The 20,777-nt window shown below is 42.1% G+C and carries 18 protein-coding genes; 14 read left to right on the top strand and 4 right to left on the bottom strand.

Annotation, left to right across the window (positions count from 1 at the left end; genetic code table 11):
- Positions 1 to 105: 105 nt before the first annotated feature.
- Positions 106 to 999 carry a MerR family transcriptional regulator gene (locus tag ACT29H_RS12275; protein ID WP_444821928.1) on the top strand — a complete coding sequence of 298 codons (894 nt, stop codon included), beginning with the start codon at positions 106 to 108 and terminating at the stop codon, positions 997 to 999.
- A 146-nt stretch (positions 1,000 to 1,145) separates the two neighbouring features.
- Here the strand turns inward: ACT29H_RS12275 and ACT29H_RS12270 are convergent, their stop codons facing one another.
- A complete protein-coding gene (locus ACT29H_RS12270; RefSeq protein ID WP_444821927.1) occupies positions 1,146 to 2,474 on the bottom strand; it encodes an MATE family efflux transporter in 1,329 nt (442 codons plus the stop codon).
- Positions 2,475 to 2,787: 313 nt separating this feature from the next.
- Here ACT29H_RS12270 and ACT29H_RS12265 point away from each other — a divergent pair, with 313 nt between their 5' ends.
- Positions 2,788 to 4,308 (top strand): DUF3078 domain-containing protein, encoded by a 1,521-nt coding sequence (locus ACT29H_RS12265; RefSeq protein WP_444821926.1) that lies wholly within the window; start codon positions 2,788 to 2,790, stop codon positions 4,306 to 4,308.
- Between the two features lie 326 nt (positions 4,309 to 4,634).
- Here ACT29H_RS12265 and ACT29H_RS12260 read toward each other — a convergent pair whose 3' ends face one another.
- The gene (locus tag ACT29H_RS12260) at positions 4,635 to 6,254 is read right to left on the bottom strand and encodes a DEAD/DEAH box helicase (protein WP_444821925.1); all 1,620 of its coding nucleotides are present in this window, start codon (positions 6,252 to 6,254) and stop codon (positions 4,635 to 4,637) included.
- Positions 6,255 to 6,754: 500 nt separating this feature from the next.
- Here ACT29H_RS12260 and ACT29H_RS12255 point away from each other — a divergent pair, with 500 nt between their 5' ends.
- The 4 genes from ACT29H_RS12255 (at position 6,755) to xylE (ending at position 12,188) form a co-directional block, all read left to right on the top strand.
- The gene (locus ACT29H_RS12255) at positions 6,755 to 7,768 is read left to right on the top strand and encodes a GntR family transcriptional regulator (protein WP_444821924.1); all 1,014 of its coding nucleotides are present in this window, start codon (positions 6,755 to 6,757) and stop codon (positions 7,766 to 7,768) included.
- A 68-nt stretch (positions 7,769 to 7,836) separates the two neighbouring features.
- Positions 7,837 to 9,321, top strand: a complete 1,485-nt coding sequence (locus ACT29H_RS12250) for a xylulokinase (RefSeq protein ID WP_444821923.1) — start codon at positions 7,837 to 7,839, stop codon at positions 9,319 to 9,321.
- Between the two features lie 6 nt (positions 9,322 to 9,327).
- Positions 9,328 to 10,653: a xylose isomerase gene (xylA, locus tag ACT29H_RS12245; RefSeq protein ID WP_444821922.1), complete on the top strand. Its 1,326-nt coding sequence runs from the start codon at positions 9,328 to 9,330 to the stop codon at positions 10,651 to 10,653.
- 146 nt (positions 10,654 to 10,799) lie between these two features.
- Positions 10,800 to 12,188 carry a D-xylose transporter XylE gene (gene xylE, locus ACT29H_RS12240; RefSeq protein ID WP_444821921.1) on the top strand — a complete coding sequence of 463 codons (1,389 nt, stop codon included), beginning with the start codon at positions 10,800 to 10,802 and terminating at the stop codon, positions 12,186 to 12,188.
- Between the two features lie 62 nt (positions 12,189 to 12,250).
- Here xylE and ACT29H_RS12235 read toward each other — a convergent pair whose 3' ends face one another.
- Positions 12,251 to 12,655, bottom strand: coding sequence for a DUF134 domain-containing protein (locus tag ACT29H_RS12235; protein WP_444821920.1), 405 nt, complete (start codon positions 12,653 to 12,655; stop codon positions 12,251 to 12,253).
- 302 nt (positions 12,656 to 12,957) lie between these two features.
- Between ACT29H_RS12235 and ACT29H_RS12230 the strand changes: the two genes are divergently transcribed.
- From ACT29H_RS12230 to tilS, 8 genes are all read left to right on the top strand, one after another.
- Positions 12,958 to 13,380, top strand: a complete 423-nt coding sequence (locus tag ACT29H_RS12230) for an acyl-CoA thioesterase (protein WP_444821919.1) — start codon at positions 12,958 to 12,960, stop codon at positions 13,378 to 13,380.
- A gap of 191 nt (positions 13,381 to 13,571) precedes the next feature.
- Complete coding sequence (locus ACT29H_RS12225; protein ID WP_444821918.1) at positions 13,572 to 13,754, top strand: DUF5320 domain-containing protein; 183 nt, start codon at positions 13,572 to 13,574, stop codon at positions 13,752 to 13,754.
- 130 nt (positions 13,755 to 13,884) lie between these two features.
- Positions 13,885 to 14,223 (top strand): NifB/NifX family molybdenum-iron cluster-binding protein, encoded by a 339-nt coding sequence (locus ACT29H_RS12220; protein ID WP_444821917.1) that lies wholly within the window; start codon positions 13,885 to 13,887, stop codon positions 14,221 to 14,223.
- A gap of 116 nt (positions 14,224 to 14,339) precedes the next feature.
- Positions 14,340 to 15,545 (top strand): tRNA 2-thiouridine(34) synthase MnmA, encoded by a 1,206-nt coding sequence (mnmA, locus tag ACT29H_RS12215; protein WP_444821916.1) that lies wholly within the window; start codon positions 14,340 to 14,342, stop codon positions 15,543 to 15,545.
- Between the two features lie 99 nt (positions 15,546 to 15,644).
- Entirely contained in the window at positions 15,645 to 16,139 is a 495-nt protein-coding gene (locus tag ACT29H_RS12210) for a metallophosphoesterase family protein (RefSeq protein WP_444821915.1), read from the top strand.
- A gap of 185 nt (positions 16,140 to 16,324) precedes the next feature.
- A complete protein-coding gene (locus tag ACT29H_RS12205) occupies positions 16,325 to 16,957 on the top strand; it encodes a peroxiredoxin (protein WP_444821914.1) in 633 nt (210 codons plus the stop codon).
- Positions 16,958 to 17,044: 87 nt separating this feature from the next.
- The gene (locus ACT29H_RS12200; RefSeq protein WP_444821913.1) at positions 17,045 to 18,355 is read left to right on the top strand and encodes a chorismate-binding protein; all 1,311 of its coding nucleotides are present in this window, start codon (positions 17,045 to 17,047) and stop codon (positions 18,353 to 18,355) included.
- Entirely contained in the window at positions 18,352 to 19,674 is a 1,323-nt protein-coding gene (tilS, locus tag ACT29H_RS12195; protein ID WP_444821912.1) for a tRNA lysidine(34) synthetase TilS, read from the top strand. The genes ACT29H_RS12200 and tilS overlap by 4 nt, the downstream gene beginning before the upstream one ends.
- Positions 19,675 to 19,686: 12 nt before the next feature.
- Here tilS and mnmA (ACT29H_RS12190) read toward each other — a convergent pair whose 3' ends face one another.
- Positions 19,687 to 20,730: a tRNA 2-thiouridine(34) synthase MnmA gene (gene mnmA, locus ACT29H_RS12190; RefSeq protein WP_444821911.1), complete on the bottom strand. Its 1,044-nt coding sequence runs from the start codon at positions 20,728 to 20,730 to the stop codon at positions 19,687 to 19,689.
- Between the last annotated feature and the right edge of the window lie 47 nt (positions 20,731 to 20,777).

The raw sequence follows: 20,777 nt of genomic DNA, 5'->3' as shown, positions 1-20,777 counted from the left end.
GAAGAACGTGAACAGTTCAACAGTTGTCCCCTTTATCATTGTTGTTTTCTTTTGCGTCCAGATTAAACAATATTTTGTTGGGCTCATTTTATAATTTGTAAAAATATGGCTGTTTATTCCATTAAAGACCTGGAAAATATTTCAGGAATAAAAGCTCATACTATTAGAATATGGGAGCGTCGTTACGGGCTCATCCATCCAAATAGGACTTCTACTAATATTAGGTATTATTCAGATGCCGATCTGAAAAAGCTGCTCAATATTTCGATCTTAAATCAAAAAGGTTATAAGATTTCAAATATCGCCAGCCTGGATGATAAGCAGCTTCGAGATAGGGTGTTGGATCTTTGTCTGGATTCAAGGAATAATGATATTCAGATTGAAAGTTTAATGGTGTCAATGTTGGAGCTGGACGAGAAAAAATTTGCTAATGTTTTATCAAGTGCGGTTATAAAATTGGGGTTTGAGGCTACAGTTGAACAAGTATTATTTCCTTTTCTTGAACGAATTGGAATGTTGTGGCAAACAGGAACTATAAATCCGGCACAGGAACATTTTATTTCCAATTTAATTCGCCAAAAAATGATTGTGGCGATCGACAATGAGATGCAAAGTCTTGTGGCAAAAGGGCCTCGTATTGTCTTTTTTCTTCCTGAAGGAGAAAATCATGAACTTGGTATTCTGTTCTATAGCTTTATTGCGCGAAAAGAGGGCTTGAATGTGGTATATCTGGGTGCATCCGTACCGATGGACGATTTGAGCGTTATCCATCAAATCAGACCTGCTGATGCCTTTTTTACTTCCTTCGTGACTGCCCGTGAAAAAAATGAATTGCAGACTCTTTTGCTGAAATTGAGCAAAGCTTTTGTGGGGATTCCTTTTCTGGTTAGCGGTAAACAGGTGAAAGAATTGCAACCTTACCTTCCAAATGGTTTTACCTCTATTTCTTCCATAAAGACTTTTAAAGAAAGCTTGAAAATATTGAAGTTTACCGAATAAAGTGAGCTTGATTTCTACGCCTTGCAATGTCAGTTTTTCAAAACTTCTGAAGTTAGAAACAGAAACAGACATGTTCGGTCGAAAATGCTATTTTGACTTGGTTGCTGTGATTCTATTTGTAATGTAATGAGGTTGTTATGATGGGCTTAAACCACCTTCTTATTTTTCCATCTTCCCGTCAGGTAGTAGATCAATGAACCAATGAGTCCGATGATCCACCCACAAGGGATGGCCCACCAAATGCCGGAGGGTCCTATTTGTCCGGAGAACCAGGCTGCCAAAGGAATCCGGATTAACCAAAGTGATATGAGTGTGATAAACATTGGAATAAGCGTATCACCAGCACCTCTGAGTGCGCCATGCATAGTGAACATCGTTGCAAAAACCGGATAAAATGAACTGACAATTAGCAGGTAATTCCTTCCATATTCAATGACTTCCGCACTAGTTGTGAAGAGCGACATGAGGTTTTTTCCTTGCATGATTACTATAAACATAACAGCCAGGCTGATTGCCCACGACATTAATAGGGTGGCTCGTAATCCTTTTCGGATTCTTAAGATTTTTCCGGCCCCCATATTCTGACCCACAAAAGCGGAAAGCGCCGATGCCAAATTCATGGCCGGCATGGATGCCAGTGCATCTATGCGACTAGCTGCAGTATAAGCGGCCAAAACAGGGGTCTCAAAATTGTTAATTATTCTGATTAGAGCCATCATGCCCAACGCCACAAAAGCTTGCTGGAACCCGGTGGGGAGACCTATTGCAATACTTTTTTTGAAAATAGCCCGGTCGAATACCAGGGATTTGCGATTGAATTGAAGAAGATGTTGACGTCGGTTTAGGATAAATGTTGCCGCTAAAAAGGTGCCACCCTGTGCTACAATAGTGGCAAATGCCGCGCCTTCTATACCCCAGTGGAATACAAGAATAAATAGTAAATCCAATAGGATGTTTGCGATGGTAGCAATGCTGAAAAATAGCAATGGGGTTCGGCTGTCTCCGAGGCCTCGTAAAACTGAGGCAGTACTGTTTAAGGCAAAATAGATAAGTAATCCCGACATGTAAACGGAAAAATAGCTCACAGCTTCAGGCATTACATCTTCCCCCACACTCAATAAGGTAAATATTTCTTCTGCGAATAGAATTCCTGAAATTGATAATACGATTGACGCGATAAATATAAAAACGAATAACGTACCAATAGCTTTTTTTACATTGTGATAATTCTTCGCACCAAAATACTGACCAATAACTACAGTTGCTCCACTTCCAATGCCGATTACGAAGGCAATTAACGTATAAAAAATGGGAAATGAAGCACCTACAGCTGCCAGTGCTTGATCCCCTAAAATCCTGCCCACAATGATGGAATCAACTATATTGTATAATTGCTGAAAGATGTTTCCAATTACCATTGGTATGGCAAACTTAAATATTAATTGGCCTTCACGACCATATGTCAGATCTTTCATTAATATTTTGTCTTTAGCCGTTTGCAAAGCTATGCAAAATAAATGTTGTGCGAAGGAATGAATGGGCCAAAATTGGCAAAAACCGGAAAATGAATTTGCTCTGCCGGTTACAAGACCTCTGGTTTGGATCTTTCCTCCGGCGCTGTCATCATGAGTAAGTACGGTACCGATGTTTTCTTAATGGTCAACTAGTCGAAACTATTTTATAATGAAGAAGAAAAACGTTTGAAGAAGGTTTTCAAAAGCATTATGGTTTTCACTTTTCGAAAAGTGTACAAAAACACTTACTTTTGTTGATCAAATGGTGGCTATTATGGGGAAAAAACTAATTCTTTTTTGTTTTTTAGTCTGTTTTTTTTTGATGTCAACTTCTTCCCGAATTCAAAGTCAGGAAGTTATTGAATTTATCCGTCCTGGATCACAGGATCAAAATAAAACTTATTCCACCATATTGAATACCGATAAAGAAGAATCTGAAAGTGTTAATTGGCAAAGCCATCTTAAAAATAATTTGCCATTACAAGAGTCTCATGTTTTTTCTTTTGGCAGAATCCAATTTGAGACGATTGATTATTACAGTCGATTTATTGGTTCAAGAGTGCTTTTTCAGGAATTCTTAAATCATTTAATCCGGACCACCGATTTTTTTGATGATTTCAATCTTTTGAAATTGTTGGATCGGAAGAAGGTCACAAGCGATTATAATCCGTTTGCATTATCGCTAATGTATAAGGGTGTTGAGTATCCGCCAGTATATGACTATCCTTCAATGTTTGATACTACCCAATTGGACAAGTACCAGAATTTTCTAAAGCATCCCGCTGGGGCTGATACTTTATTGAGGGTGAATGAGTCTTCACCCGGGATCGATATTATGAATAAGTTTTTGGTTGAATATCCCTATTTTACAGAAGAAATATGGGATAGTATTCCTGATCCGCCCAAAATTTCATTCGGTGAAGGTTGGATCGAAAAGCGGAGTGCACATGATGAAATAAGCCGGCTTTTAAACTATGAGGACTTAAATACCAGACGCGTAATGGAAAAACGAACCGGGGTGGTCCGTCGATGGACCTATGGGGGAACAGAGAATATTCAGTTTTCTCAGGCTTATCTCGAGAATTGGGCCAAGGGAGGAGAGAATGCCATTACATTGCTTAGTGATTTGAGGGTCAATGCCAAATATAAAATCGATAATGTTGAATGGGAGAGTTATGCCATCCATAAACTCGGTATTCTGAGCTCTGAAGAACGGAAAACCAGAGTGAATGATGATTTAATAGAACTTAACACAAAATATGGATTAAGTGCTAGTAAAAAATGGTACTATAGTGGTCTTTTTAATTTTAAAACGCAGTTTTTTAACGGATATAATAAGAATGATACCGAAAAGGAAACGCCTATTTCCGGATTTTTGGCACCTGCTTATTTGACCATGGCGTTAGGGATGGATTATAAGGAAAAGAATTTTACCTTGATGTTATTGCCTTTTACATCCAAGCTCACTTATGTGGCCGATACTGCCAAGTTTGATCAGACCAAATATAATATTCCGGCCGATAAGAAAAGTGACAATATGGGGGGAGCTTCTGTTGTGAATAACTTTAAATGGGCGTTTGCCAAAGACTTTAATCTTGCCTCCAAATTTGATTTTTTCTATGAATATATGGGGAGAGATAATCAAATTCAAGGGGAGTGGGAATTGATATTGGATATGAAAATCAATATTTTTCTCAGTACCAGAATTGGAACTTATTTGAGATACTATAGCAACGAATCGGACAAGATTCAGTTTAAGGAAAATCTAAGTATTGCCTTTAGTTACAGGTTTTAAGGGAGATGCCTGGCTTTAACTTAGTTTAACTGATATTGATCTTTGAGAATGAGAATTCATCTTATCTTTGCCCGATCATTATAGGGGCGGTTATGGAGTGCGTGAGGAGGAAATAAAGAGGTGGAAATTATATTTTTGTTAAATAGAATTAATGGCCTGAGGCGATAAGAATAATAACTGAATTTTTAACATAGTTTTAGTTGACTTCGGCACAAGCTTTGTTTATATTGGAATAAGTTTTCTCATAGTTTAGGGTTAGGTTTGGTTAATAGAGGGTCGTTCATTGAAGATGAGCGACCCTCTTTTTTGTTGGGGAATCAATATTGCTATCGTTTTTTAAAGGCCTGTACAGATAAAGAATTTCCTTTAAATCTGGCTTTTTTGAAGGCTTTAATTAATTCTTTTTCGTAATGACGGTCAGCCTCAAAAATGGTATTGGCCGGTTGAATATCAATTTTTCCGATTTGGATATTGTATTCAGGGGTATGTCTGTTGATGAGGTTGATTAATAAGTCGGGGCGCATGTTGTTTTTTCGTCCCAGGTTAATAGAGAATTTTGAAAAACGTCTTCCTTTTTCTCGTTTTTTTCGTCCTTTCTTGTTGGTATAACTTTCTCGTTCTCCGGACGAATTGAGGTCCGGTGCATTGATGTAATCGTTGTATACCCGTGCAAACTCTTTGGAAAGAATTCCTTGGATGATTTCTTCTTTAGACAGGTGGCTCAGTTTTTCTTCAACAAGGGGCATGTACTGTTCCATAGGAAAGCCGTTTTGGTTGGCAGTTTCCAGGGTTTCCAGATATTTTGTTAGTCTTGTCTGAAATACATCGATTCCGGCCGGTACCATTTTCCGTTCGAAAGATTTTTTGATTTTTCTTTCCAGCATTTTTATTTTATTCTGTTCTTTCGGCGCAACAATGGCTAAGGAAGTACCAGATTTTCCTGCCCGTCCGGTTCTTCCACTTCTGTGAATGTAATTTTCCGTCTCATCGGGAAGATGATAATGGATGACGTGGGTGAGATCGTTGACATCAAGCCCTCTGGCGGCCACGTCTGTTGCCACTAAAATCTGCAGATGCTTTTTCCGGAATCGTCCCATTACCTGGTCACGTTGTCCCTGTGATAATTCACCATGCAGTGCATCGGCATTATAGCCATCAGCGATCAGCTTGTTGGCGATATCCTTTGTTTCCTGCCTTGTTCTGCAAAAAATGATACTGTAAATATCGGGATGCATGTCAGCAAACCTCCTTAGGGCTTGATAAGTTGCAGATGGAGAGGTTACCATATAGAGGTGCTCGATATTGTCGGCCGTCTGATTGGAGCTGGTAACGCTTATTTTCGTTGGCTTCCGCATATTTTTGCCAGCAATGGACTCTATGTCGGGTGGCATGGTTGCTGAGAAAAGAAGGGTTTGTTTCTCGGAAGGGGTTTCTGCCAGAATCGCATCCATCTCATCTTTGAAACCCATTTTAAGCATCTCGTCTGCTTCGTCCAGTACCAGGAAGCGAATAGAAGATAAGTTTAATGTTCTACGGTTGATTAGGTCATTTACTCGTCCGGGGGTGCCTACAACCATGTGGCAACTGCGCTTGATGGCACTTATTTGCCGGTTTATTGGTTCCCCGCCATATACAGCCACTACAGAAACAGACAGGTTGGTACTGAACTGTTCGATGTCACGAGTGATTTGGAGGCACAATTCACGGGTGGGACAAAGAACAATGCTTTGTATCTCTGATCGAGAGGGATCGATTTTGTGGAGTATTGGAAGACCGAATGCTGCCGTTTTCCCGGTGCCGGTTTGTGCCAGAGCCACTAAATCATTTTCAGATTCTAAAATGAAAGGAATGGTTTTCGCCTGAATGGGGGTGGGGGTTTCAAATCCCATGTTTTCCAGGGATTTGAGAATTTCCGGACGAAGCCCGGTTTCTACAAAATTTTGCATATGATTATTTTAAAAATGTCTTAATTTTAAACTTTTGATGGTTCTATGATCGGTTTGTTCTAGCTCCCCTGAGCAGTGGACGTAATGTCGCACTCTCAATGGTTTATGTAACCCTGTTGATCGGGGGGTACATGCCGGGCCGCACCAAAGTGTCTATTAAGTCTCTTTTGAAGAATTTTGAATGATCTTCAACCAAAAAAGAAACGTGCTCACTTTTTTCCTTAAGTATCACGTTTTGCAACCTCGCCATCAATTTTGGTTGAACTGAACGTGAAGGGTTTTTGCGCTATTTCAGACTGCATCCAAAGGAATCGTCTGCAAAAACATGCAGCAAAGGTAATGTCCTTGAGCAATATTTAAGTCCTTTGAGCTTAATAATTAATGAAGTTTAACTAAAAAGAGTTTTTCTTGGTTTTGTAATTTCGAAAATAAAAAAGAAAAATTTTCTGTTCGAATTATGGAAAAAATTTATCTTTGCATTTCAGACATACCAGAACAGAATGATTAAAGGAGATAAGAATAAGGAATTTAAGTTTGCTGTTAGCAGTTCTTCAGACGTCCCGAAATTCAGACAATTGGTTGACTCGGTCAATAATGCTATTTCGGAAGATCGTTTGAGTGTTGGAGATCATTTACCATCGGTAAATCAGGTTTGCAAAGAGTATAAACTTTCTCGGGATACTGTGTTTAAGGCCTATTCCCTTTTAAAAGACCAAGGAGTCATTCTGTCGGTTCCCAATAAAGGCTACTTTATTGCCAAGGAAATTAGAAGGGTATTTTTGTTTTTGGATACTTTTAAGGCGTATAAAGAGGTCCTTTATGATTCGTTTTTTAAGAATCTTCCTAAGAATGTGATTGCAGATGTCCATTTTCATCACTACAAACCGGAGGTATTCCGAAAGCAAATTGAAGAGAGCATTGGAAAATATGCCAAATATGTAATCATGCCTTTTGATCATCCTTCCGTACCTGATACTTTGGGGATGTTACCTGAAGATAAACTGTTGTTAATAGATTGGAATATTTATGCTTCTGAAACCAATAATGTTTTGTATCAGGATTTTGGCCAACCGGTTTTGGATGAGTTGGAAAAAATTCTTCATATGGTTCGGAAGTATAAAAAATTTGTTTTTGTATATCCCGAATACACGAACCATCCCTATGATTCTGTTGAGTATTTTAAAAAGTTTTGCCGAAAACATAAGGTTAAACATGAAGTATTGCAAGACAGTAATCAGTTTAACATTGAAAAAGGGGTTGCATACATGAGTGTTAGTGATCGTATACTAGGACGCTTTTTGGAACAATCTCGTGAAAAACAACTGGAACCCGGAGAAGATGTGGGCTTTTTGTCCTATAATGAAACGCCTATGAAGAAATTTATTTATAAAGGGATTACAGTTATTTCGACCGATTTTCGAATGTTGGGCATGAGGGCTGCTGAATTTGTGGCGAATGATTCCCCTATGCGGATATGCGTGCCGACCACCATTCATGTTCGAGAGTCTCTTTAATGAGAAATAGTTATGGGTGCGAAAAATAGTTTTTTATTTATACAAATCAGAACAGAACAGAGTAACACATGGCTTACACACTAGGATTTGACATTGGAAGTTCTTCCGTTAAGGTGAGCTTGCTGGATATCGAGAAAGGAACAGGCATTGCCTCTGCCTTTTATCCGAAAAAGGAAATGAGCATTTCTGTCCCTCATCCCGAATGGGCAGAACAGGACCCGGAAGATTGGTGGAACAACCTGAAAAAAGCGCTGGGAGAAGTGCTTACCGAGGCATCCGTAAAGACCTCAGATATCAGAGCAATTGGGATAACCTACCAGATGCACGGATTGGTGGCTCTGGATAAAAATGGTCAGGTGGTACGACCTTCCATAATATGGTGCGACAGTCGCGCTGTCAATTATGGACGCGAGGCTTTTCATTCGCTGGGAGAAAATTGGTCCCTTGATCATTTGCTTAATTCACCGGGAAACTTCACCGCTGCCAAATTGGCCTGGGTTAAAGATAATGAACCCGAAGTCTATGACCGGATTGATAAGATTATGCTTCCCGGTGATTATATTGCCTATCGTCTTACGGGTGAAAAAAATACTACTTTATCTGGTTTGTCCGAAGGCATATTCGTTGATTTCCAGAAGAATGAATTGTCCTCTGAATTGATGGAATATTTTGGTTTTTCGACAGACCTTATTCCGCAGCAAGTCCCGGTTTTTGCGCCTCAGGGGACATTAAGATCGGATGTGGCAGATGATCTTGGACTGCCTTCCGGTATCCCGGTCTCTTACAGAGCCGGTGATCAGCCTAATAATGCCTTCTCATTAAATGTTTTGGAGCCGGGAGAGGTGGCCGCAACTGCCGGTACTTCAGGTGTGGTTTACGGAGTGAGTGACCAATTGTCGCCGGATGCCCAATCTCGCGTGAATACGTTTGCGCATGTTAATCACAGTAAAGATCAGAGACGGCTGGGGATTTTGTTGTGCATTAACGGAACGGGGATCTTGAATGCATGGTTGAGGCATAATACAGCGAAAGATCTTGATTATGCCCAAATGAATGAGATGGCATTGTCGGCTCCTGCAGGTGCTGATGGATTGCGGTTTTTCCCATTCGGCAATGGGGCTGAACGTGTCCTTGGAGATGCCAACCCGGGGGCGACCTTAAACGGACTCAATTTTAATATCCATCGGCAGAGCCATCTGTTAAGGGCCGGACAGGAGGGCATCGCTTTTAGTTTCAGATACGGAATGGATATTATGCAGAAAATGGGGGTTAATACCAAAGTTATTCGTGCCGGCAAGGCCAACATGTTTTTGAGCTCTCTCTTTCGTCAAACATTATCTAATCTCGCCGGAGCTACCGTGGAATTGTACGATACGGACGGATCACTCGGCGCAGCAAGAGGAGCAGCTCTTGGGGCCGGAATCTGGAAATCCCCGCAAGAAGCTTTTGAAAATCTGAATCAACTGGAGGTGGTAACACCCAATGAAGAAGCCGAAGTTATTAATAAGCATTATGATGATTGGAAACAAAAACTGAATAACATTTTAAAATAAGAAACAATGGAAGTACTAATCGGAAAAAAAGAATTTTTTCCAGGAATTGGAAAAATTAAATTCGAAGGTAAAGATTCAAAAAATCCTTTGGCCTATAAGTGGTATAATGAAGATGAAGTGGTTGCCGGAAAAACGATGAAAGATCATCTTCGGTTCGCTATGGCCTATTGGCACACACTGACAGGGGATGGCGGCGATCCTTTTGGTCCCGGAACTAGAATTTTCCCTTGGGACAACTCCTCCGATGTGATGGAGAGAAATCAAAACCGGATGGATGCTGCCTTTGAATTTATGACCAAGATGGGGATCCCCTTCTGGTGTTTTCATGACGTGGATGTTGCTGGCGATGGTTCGGTTGCAGAGATTGAAACTCGGCTACAAAAGATGGTTGAGTATGCTAAGGAAAAACAGAGTGCTTCGGGAATTAAACTTCTGTGGGGTACTGCTAATGTATTCAGCAATCCTCGTTACATGAACGGTGCTGCTACCAATCCTGATTTTACGGCCGTAGCACACGCAGGAACTCAGATTAAAAATGCTATTGATGCAACTATTGCTCTTGGCGGATCCAACTATGTCTTTTGGGGAGGACGCGAAGGATACATGTCTTTGCTTAATACATTGACCAAACGTGAGAAAGACCATCTGGCTCGTATGTTAACTATGGCGCGTGATTATGGTCGTAAGAATGGGTTTAAGGGAACCTTCCTGATTGAACCCAAACCAATGGAGCCCACCAAGCATCAGTATGATTTCGATTCTGAAACAGTTATCGGCTTCCTGCGTCATTATGGCTTGGATAAAGACTTTAAACTGAATATTGAAGTGAATCATGCTACCTTGGCGCAACATACCTTCCAACATGAGTTGCAGATGGCTGCAGATGCCGGTATGCTCGGAAGTATTGATGCCAATCGTGGTGACTATCAAAATGGTTGGGATACCGATCAGTTCCCTATCAATGTCTATGAAACCATTGAGGCCATGTTGGTTATTTTGGAAGCCGGAGGTTTTACCACCGGTGGGGTTAACTTTGATGCCAAAGTAAGAAGAAATTCTACAGATCTGGAAGACTTGTTTATTGCTCACATTTCAGGTATGGATGTATTCGCCAGAGCGTTGAAGGCTGCTGATCGTATTCTTTCTGAATCTGATTATAAGAAAATGCGTGCCCAACGTTATGCATCCTTTGATTCAGGGAAAGGTGCCGAGTTTGAGCAAGGAAAACTGACCCTTGAAGACTTGCGAAAAATTGCACTTGAGTCCGGTGAGCCTGCCTTGATTAGTGGTAAGCAGGAGCTTTATGAACAGTTAATTAACCTATACATTTAAAAGTGCTGTTTTTGCATTGCTTGAGGAGCGGCAGTAATAAGGATGCTGTCGCTCCTTTTTAAAGCGATGTTTATTATTTCTTTTTTGTGTCGTTTTGTTTTGGTGATTCATCGTTAATCAACAATAAAACTTTAAAGAATAGTTTAATGGATGGAAAAAGTAAGTATTATGTGGTTGCCATAACGTTGATTGCAACGTTAGGTGGTCTTCTCTTTGGTTATGATACCGCTGTTATTTCCGGTGCAGAGAAGTCTGTTCAGGCCTACCTGATCGAGAGTCAGGGGCTAAGCTCTATTATTCATGGTATTACTACTTCGAGTGCACTTATTGGGTGTATTATTGGTGGTCTGATTTCGGGATTATTAGCTACCGGGTTTGGCCGTAAAAAGTCTCTTCAGTTTGCAGCGATTCTATTTTTCCTTTCTGCTCTTGGATCCGGCTATCCAGAGTTTTTGTTTTTTGAGCGGGGAGAACCTACCATCGGTTTGTTGTTAATGTTTAATTTTTATCGGGTTATCGGCGGTATCGGTGTCGGCTTGGCCTCGGCACTCAGTCCCATGTATATCGGTGAAGTGGCACCGGCCAGTATTCGTGGTCGGTTAGTCTCACTGAACCAGTTTGCCATTATCTTTGGTATGCTGGTGGTTTACTTTGTCAATTGGGGGATTGCTCACGGGCAAACCATTGAATGGATTAATGAAATTGGATGGCGGAGAATGTTTTTATCAGAGGTGGTCCCGGCAGGGCTTTTCGGAATTCTTCTTTTCCTCGTTCCTGAAACGCCACGTTATCTTGCTCTGAAAAACAATGAAGAGAAAGCATTTCAAATTCTTACAAAAATTAATGGGAAAGAGGTTGCTCAGTCGGTGATGGGCGAAATAAAGGAGAGCTTAAAGCAACATACTTCAGAAAATTTATTTTCATTTGGGAAGGCAGTCATTGTTATTGGGATTTTACTATCCGTTTTTCAGCAATTTGTAGGGATTAATGTTGCCTTGTATTATGCGCCCCGGATTTTTGAAAGTATGGGCGCTGCTAAGGATGCTTCCATGTTGCAAACCGTTATCATGGGGTTGGTGAATGTGGTGTTTACCGTGGTGGCGATCTTTACGGTGGACAATTGGGGTAGAAAACCCTTGTTAATTGTTGGTTCGGCAGGTATGGCCATTGGTATGTTTGCCATTGCCGGATTGGCATTCTATGACATTATTGGCATCAGTACCTTGGTCTTTATGATTGTTTACACGGCGTCGTTCATGATGTCATGGGGACCCATTACCTGGGTGTTGATCTCTGAAATCTTTCCCAACAAGATTCGGGGAAAGGCTGTTGCCATTGCTGTTGCTGCGCAATGGACTGCCAATTATCTTGTTTCATCGACCTATCCTGCCATGATGGAGTTCAGTAGTGCTATGACCTATAGCATTTACGGAATCATGAGTGTCTTGTCTCTTTTGTTTGTTTGGAGATTTGTTCCGGAAACGAAAGGACGCACTTTGGAGGATATGGAAGCCCTTTGGGAAAAGAAAAACTAATCGGCTATACGGGTGATCATTACAATAGGAAAAGGCCGGCAATGATTGCGTTGCCGGTTTTTTTATTTCGGTTGGTGAAGATTGTTCAGATCTGTTGAGTGACAATGCGGGCAGGAGGTTAAAGGCGTCGATGCGGTAGTGAGTTGTGCACATTTCTTGCAGCGGGCCCAATAATTCTCTGAAATATAGGTGCCTCCTTCAATGATAATGGCTTTTCCTTCGACCAACGCTTTGGCAATGGTTTTTCGTGCTTTTTTATAAACTCTCGTGAAGGTTGGGCGGGAAATGTCCATGCGCTGAGCGGCCTCTTCCTGATTCATATTTTCATAATCAATGAGTCGGATCGATTCATATTCTTCGAACAGCAACACAACTTTATCGATATTCCTCATCTTTATGCCAACGGGTTTAAAGCCTTCGATTTTGGGTGGAGAATCTATTTTTCTGAGTCTGCGTTGATTGGGCATTATATTTTGTTTTGAAGATTGTTGAGACTGTAAGGATACAAAGATAAGGAAAATAGGTATAAGACTTTCCGTCGTTGACTCGATTGCCTCCTGTGGATGGATCATCGCTTCGGATTATGGAGTCAGTCCGTGGTCCATGCTTATAGCAGGATGGTTCCCCAGTAGTGATTTTTCCGGGATCCCTGAAAATGATGGCCCTTGACTTTACTTAATATGAACCATGAAAAGGTCAAATTATGCCATGAATTGTTCCGTGGTGAAAAACAAATAATTAATTTTGCCGCCATTAAAGAAAAAAGTCGATGCATCAAATCAATGAATTATATAAAGGCGCCGAAACGCGTCAATGTAAAATGGTTTTTCCCGGTACCTTAAATGCAAATGAAACTTTATTTGGCGGAGAGATCATGAAGTGGATGGATGAAACTGCATTTATCTGTGCCACACGTGCCACTCGTCAGAAGATGTTTACTGCATCTGTGGAAAAAGTAGAATTCAAGGCACCCGTCAAAGAAAATTCTATCGTTGAGATCATTGCCAATGTCAAAAATGCCGGACCGGTGAAACTGGAGGTAGAGGTGGAGCTGTATGCAGAGTCGCTTTATGATGACGAAAAAGCATTGGCTGCAAAAGCTTTGTTTGTGATGATTGCTTTGAACGATCGGGATAAGGTTACCAGACTATCTTTTCATCATCTAACAAGTTCCTACAAAAAAAAGTCCTAAAAAATTTGGATATTAAATGAACAAATGTTCACTTTGTGGTGGGAATTTAATTTTGAAAATAATTTGATTTCCTGATGTATGAAGTTTATGATGTGTGGAAAGTGGTTGGTGTTCTATTATGGACCATGGGTGACAGATAGCATCTTTCCCTTGCAGAGGGAAATCGTCAATATTCATTAAAATAAATTATTATGCCAGCAGGTGACAAAACCGGACCAGCAGGACAAGGTCCTCGCTCCGGAAGAGGAAAAGGTTTCTGTAGTGGAAATCAAACACCCGGTTATGCTAACGATGAGGATCGTCGTCGGGCAGGACGGGGAGGAAGAGGCCAAGGTGCAGGGAAAGGCAGAGGACGCGGTCTCGGAAGGCGTTAAGCTTTGAGTGGATAGTGTTTTGTTTTCTTTGTGATTGATTGCAACCGGTGGGTTCTTAATGCTGCTTTATGTATCCTGTTGAGACCACCGGTTTATGTTGAAAATAAGTTCAAATATTATTTTATAAAATATGGAACAGAGAATTGCTATTCCCGTGGTAAATGGTCTTTTGAGTGATCATTTTGGCCATTGTCAGTATTTTGCCGTTGCCGATGTTGTGGATGGCAAAATACAGGAGATCAAAGAAGAAGTGCCGCCGCCTCATGAACCCGGAGTTATCCCCAAATGGCTCAGCTCAAAAGGTGTCAATGTGGTGTTGGTGGGTGGCATTGGACAAAAAGCCGTGACTTTATTCAATCAGTTTGGTGTGACCCCGGTGATTGGAGTGCCGAAAAATGCTCCGGAAGAGCTGATCAAAGATTACCTCAACGGTCAATTGGTCACCGGTGAAAATCAGTGTAGTCATTAATAAATTTTTGTTTGTTGACAAATGGTTGGCGGGATCTTTCTTTGGAAAGGTCCCGTTTTTGTTTTGTCAATTGTTTCCTTAAAACCATTAACTTTGCCACTTAATTTTTTATGTAGATGACAACAAAGAGAAAACGTGTAGTGGTCGGTCTGTCGGGGGGGGTCGACTCCAGTGTGGCGGCCCGGGTCTTAATGGATCAGGGCTATGACGTGGTGGGGCTGTTTATGAAAAACTGGCACGATACAACCGGTGTGCTGGAAGCTGACTGCCCCTGGCTGGATGATAAGTTTGATGCCGAAGCAGTGGCTAGAAAATTGGGTATCCCGTTTCATTTTATTGATTTGAGCCGGGAATATCGGGCCAGAGTGGTGGATTATATGTTCTCCGAATATGAAAAGGGACGGACCCCGAATCCGGATGTCCTATGTAATCGGGAAATTAAGTTTGATGTTTTTATGGAGAAGGCCTTTGAATTGGGGGCCGATTTTGTTGCCACAGGGCATTATTGCCGCAAAGAAACGATTGAAACGCCAAACGGTGTAATGCATCGTTTGTTGGCAGGCTCTGACGGCAACAAAGATCAAAGTTACTTCCTCTGCCAGTTATCTCAGGAGCAATTGGCTAAGGCTTTGTTTCCTATAGGCGATATGGTGAAGCCTGAGGTGCGGAAAATGGCCGGTGAACTCAATTTGGTAACGGCCCATAAGAAGGACTCGCAAGGTATTTGCTTTGTTGGGAAAGTGGACCTTCCCGTGTTTTTGCAGCAAAAACTTAAAGCTCAAAAAGGGAAAGTGTTTTTGGTGCCCACAGATTGTGAACTCTTTAACCGGGAATGGAATCGCACGGCGGATGACCCTTCCAACGAAGTTCTTGAAGCGTTGGCTTTACCCTATGCTTTCCATCCTAAATACGGCTCTAAAATAGGCGAACATAACGGCGCTCATTTTTACACCATTGGGCAACGCAAAGGGCTTAATATCGGAGGATTTCCCGAGCCTTTGTTTGTGTTGGGGATTGATGTGCAGTATAATCAGGTTTTTGTGGGAATGGGGAAGAAGCACCCCGGATTGTTCCGGAAAGTGTTGAAAGTGAATAACCGGGAAATTCATTGGATCCGTCCCGATTTGGCCATGAAGGTCGGGGAGTCCCGGAGATTGAAAATACGCATACGCTATCGTCAACCACTGCAGGATGGCGTACTGTATCAGCGAGAAAACGGTCTTTTTATTGTTTTTGATGAGTTCCAGAGAGGAATTACTTCGGGGCAATTTGCGGCTTGGTATCAGGATGATGAATTAACCGGATCGGGAGTGATCGCATGAAACGAGCATGACAACGTAGAGTTGTCACCACAAGAACATGTATAAACTGATGGGCATGCGAGTGCCATCAGACCAATGAATGTACCTAATTTTATACTGGTGAAAAGAATAGGTTTATTGTCCGATACGCACGGGTTTTTAGATCCCCGTTTTTTCCGTTTGTTTGATGAGGTGGATGAAATTTGGCATGCCGGCGACATCGGTTCGGAAACACTCCTGTGTGATCTTGAGTCGTTTAAGACCTGTCGCGCCGTCTATGGCAATATCGATGACTGGAAGATTCGTGCTCAAGCTCCCCAACATCAGCGCTTTGAGTGTGAAGGGGTGAAGGTGTGGATGACTCACATTGGCGGGTATCCCGGTCGATATTCCCCTTTAGTACGTTCTCAATTGATTCAGGATCCGCCCGATCTGTTTATTTCGGGGCATAGCCACATTCTGAAGGTGATGAATGACAAGAAACTGGGCCTGCTTCATATGAATCCGGGTGCGGCAGGAAAAATAGGAATTCATCGCATTCGCACTGCCATCCGTTTCTCCATCGACCAAGGCAAAGTGAAGGAGTTGGAGGTAATCGAGTTAGGTGATCGATAATCCGCTGTTATTTAGATGGTTTAGGGGGTATATAATATTTCTTTGTTCTTCATATAGATTTCATCAATAACTATAGATAAAATAAAAGGCAAAAAAGTACCGGAATTATTGCAGAGTAGATTCTCCTTTGTAATTTTGTCTGTCGAGAAAGAGATGAATTTATAACAATATAAAATTTTATTATTATGGCAGTATTAGTTGGAAAAAAAGCACCGGAATTTAAAGCCCCTGCAGTAATCAACGGTGGAGAAATTGTTGAGAATTTCTCATTAAAGCAGTACGAAGGAAAAAAATATGTTGTTTTCTTCTTTTACCCTGCAGACTTTACTTTTGTTTGTCCTACTGAAATTATTGCTATGCAGGACAAAATTGCAGAATTTGAAAAAAGAAATGTGGCCGTGGTGGGTGCCAGCACCGATCAGGAATTTAGCCACTGGAAATGGTTGCAGACCGAGAAAAAAGATGGTGGAATTAAAGGGGTTAAATTTCCTTTGGTTGCCGACAGCAGCATGAGCATTTCTAAAAACTATGATGTGCTGGCTGGCGAATATTACTACGATGAAGAAGGAAATGCGATTTATGAAGGCGTTCCTCAAGCTTACAGAGGATTGTTCCTGATTGACAAAGAAGGTGTTGTTCGTCATCAGGTGGTCAATGACATGCCTTTGGGTCGTAGTGTTGACGAAGTGTTGCGTATGGTTGACGCATTGCAGTTTTTTGAAGAAAACGGAGAGGTTTGTCCTGCCAACTGGCATAAAGGTGAAGAAGCCCTGAAACCTACTCAGGAAGGTATTGCAAGCTATCTCGGGAAAAAGTAATATTACCATTTAACCATAGCTTTTAAGCCACTCTATTTAAGGGTGGCTTTTTTTGTTATCGAGAATTATCCGCTTAATTTTGCAATTATGCGTAAATGGTTATCCTTCTCTTTGGGCGTTCAGGATGAAGTATTTGAACGCAGACTTTACCGAATGGTCAATTGTTTTGATTATGCTGCCGTGTTGGTGGATAAATATCCATTCTATCATGGAGACGTACAACCATACCGTGCTTTCGACCTGTTGGCCGGATTCGATGCCATCGATGTCATCCATGATCATCTTGCCCAGATGGATGCAGCCATCAATGCCGCCGGTGATTGGTTTCTGGGATATTTCTCCTACGATTTAAAGAATGACCTTGAATCCGGTTTGTCTACCTCACACAAGGAAAAATCGGGATTTCGTAAATTGAGTTTTTTCCGGCCGCGCTTTTTGCTTAAGAAAAACGGCCAAGACTGGTCCATGGGTTATGAGAGCCGGCTGGATACCCCAAAGACATGCCATGCTTTTATTGATCGGATCAAGCGGTTGGCGGTTGCAGATGATGCTTTGCCGAAGGTCGATTTCAAATGCAACATGTCGCACCGGCAGTACCTTGACGGGGTGGAAAAGTTAAAAGAGCATATCCACAGGGGAGATATTTATGAGGTGAACTTTTGTATGGAGTTTTTTTCCCATGAGGTTAATGTGGATCCGGCTATGGTATTCGAAAAATTACTAGGAATATCACCCATGCCTTTCTCTGCATTGTTAAGGGATAATCACTCTTTTTTAATGGGGGCCTCGCCCGAACGTTATTTACGGAAGAGAGGTGCCATGATTCTCTCACAGCCCATGAAAGGAACCATCCGGCGAAGTGATGTTAAAGATCGGGATTTAAATCTGATGAGAACGCTTTCTGAATCGGAAAAGGAGAGAGCCGAAAATATTATGATTACCGACCTGGTGCGAAACGATCTGTCGCGTTCTGCCGCGCGCGGAACCGTTAAGGTGGATGAATTGTGCAGCGTTTTACCATTCCCCGGCGTTTTCCAAATGATCTCTACCGTAACGGCACAAATGCATCATGATGCGCATTGGTTGGATCCTTTAAAACATAGCTTCCCGATGGGATCTATGACAGGGGCGCCCAAGATTAAGGCGATGGAGCTCATTGACCGCTACGAGAAAAGTGCCAGAGGTCTGTATTCCGGTTCCGTGGGCTACATTACACCTGAACTGGACTTTGATTTTAATGTGGTGATACGAAGCTTTTTATACAATCAGATGGACCGATATCTTTCCTATTCAGTAGGAAGTGCCATAACAGCAGCATGTGATGCTGAGGATGAGTATGAAGAGTGCTGGTTAAAGGCCAAAACTCTTCGAAAACTGTTTATTAACCATGACTTATGATGGAAGATCAGGTAAAGGAAGTGCTTGTTTCCTGCGGCGTTAAAAGTAGTGATAACTTGTTGGTTGCTTTAAGTGGTGGAGCCGACTCGATGGCATTGTTGCATATCTTGAATAAATTGGGCTATCACTGTGAGGCCGCCCATTGTAATTTTCACCTGAGAGGACGTGAGTCGGATGAGGATGAGAAGTTTGTTGTCGATTTTTGTCAAAAGCTTAACATCCCGCTTCATATCAGTCATTTCGACACCCATGAAGAGGCTAAAAGTAAAGGCATTTCCATTGAGATGGCTGCCCGTGACCTGAGGTACAATTGGTTTTATCATCTTTCCGGGAAGAGAGACCTGAAATGGATTGTGACCGGTCATCATGGCGACGATATGATCGAAACATTTTTTCTTAACCTTATTCGTGGGACGGGATTGAGGGGTCTGAGAGGGATGCAGGTGATGAATGGTAAAGTGCTTAGGCCCATGTTAGCACTCAATCGAAGCCAAATTGAAAGTTACTGTGGGGAACAGCAGATTCCTTTCCGAACCGATTCTTCCAATGCCGACACCACCTTTCAGCGAAATCGGATCCGACACAATATTCTTCCGGTGTTTAAAAGCCTGAACCCTTCATTCTTTACCACCATGATGCAAAACTTCCGTAATTTGGAAGAAGCATGGCAAATCGTCACGAAGGAAGTGGAAGCGGTTAAGACTCAAATGGTGGCCAGTGAAGGAGATCAGCTCATGATTCCAATTCGTTTGATGGACCAGCATCCGCAGAAATCAACCATTCTTTTTGAAATTTTGCGACCTTATGGGTTTAATCGTCAGACCGTCGCAGAAATCATTGCTTGTTTAGAGGGGGTGCCCGGCAAACAATTTTTTTCCGGCCAATACAGGTTGATCAGAGACCGCTTCAATCTGGTGGTTGTGCCCAAAGAGTCGGATGAGGAAGAGTCGTTCTACATTGACAGCGAAGAGAGTGAGATTCATGATCCTTTAAAATTGAAATTGCGTCACCTCAAAAGAAGGGATGATTTTCAGTTTTCGAGACATGCAGATTGTATTCATTTGGATGCCGATCTTGTTGAATTTCCTCTAAAAATAAGGCATTGGCAAAAAGGAGATCAGTTTCGTCCTTTGGGAATGGTGACTTTTAAAAAGTTGAGTGACTTTTTTGTGGATGAGAAGTTCTCATTAATCGAGAAAGAAAGAACCTGGCTTTTATTATCGGGCAATGAAATCGTATGGGTGGTTGGTAAAAGAATCGATGACCGCTTCAAAGTCACTCCCAAAACAAAAAATATTCTGGAAATTAAGCTGATCTAGTGTCGTGCCGGGTTAAACGATTCCGCCGCCAATAACCAGGTCGTCCTGATAAAAGACGACACTCTGACCGGGGGTAATACCCCATGCCGGGTTTTTAAACGTGACCAGAAGCCTTTCGTCATCCTGCTCTTTAAAGATGCCGGGAATGGGAGGGACCGCATCAATGCCTCGAATACGGATCGCCGCACTCCTTTGCTCATCCTTTTGCAGAGGTTCTGTGAGGTAGTAGTCGGAAAGTATAACTTGCCCGGTTTCTAATGACGCCGATTTGGAGACCACTACTCGATTGGTTTCCGCTTCAAGGCTGATAACAAAAAAGGCCTTATCCGGAAGTCCCAATCCTTTTTTTTGCCCTATGGTAAAATGGGCAATGCCATTGTGTCTGCCCACCACTTCACCCTCTTCCGTTACTATGTCGCCGGGTTTAAGAGAGGACGGGCCCAGTTGTTCGCTGATGAATTCGCGATAGTTGGCACCATCCAGAAAGCATACCCCCATGCTTTCATTTTGTCGGGCCATATTGTGAAATCCTTTTTTTAAAGCCAATTCGCGGACTTCGGATTTGGTCATCCGGCCAAGCGGAAAGAGTGCTTGACTCAGCACTTCCTGATTGAGATTCCATAAAAAGTAGGACTGATCTTTTGAAGGATCTACTCCTTTTTTAATGTACCACTTATTGTTGCGGAAGTGTTTTTGCACATAATGTCCGGTGGCAATGTTGTGGCAGCCCAGTTCTTTTGCCAGATTTAGCAGGGCCGGCCATTTGATTCTGGGATTGCATCGATTACAGGGGTTGGGTGTCCTGCCAATGAGGTATTCACGGCAAAAATAATCCACCACAACCTCCCTGAATAGATCTTGGATGTCTAACACATGGTGCTCAATGCCCACCTGCCGGGCCATATCGCCCGCTTTTTTAATGTCCCGTTCGATGGCGGCAGGTTGCCGGTGCCAGGTTCTGAGGGTTACACCAATAACCTGATGTCCCGCCTCCTTTAATAACAGGGCCGACATGGTACTGTCCAAACCGCCGCTCATCCCAAGCAGTACTCTCATCAGAATGAAGTTTATTGTCTTTAGTTCCGGGTCTGAAGATTTTTTTC

The organism is Thermophagus sp. OGC60D27, assembly GCF_052400625.1.
Classification (GTDB): Bacteria; Bacteroidota; Bacteroidia; order Bacteroidales; family Marinilabiliaceae; genus Thermophagus.
This window is presented reverse-complemented; position numbering and strand designations above follow the sequence as displayed.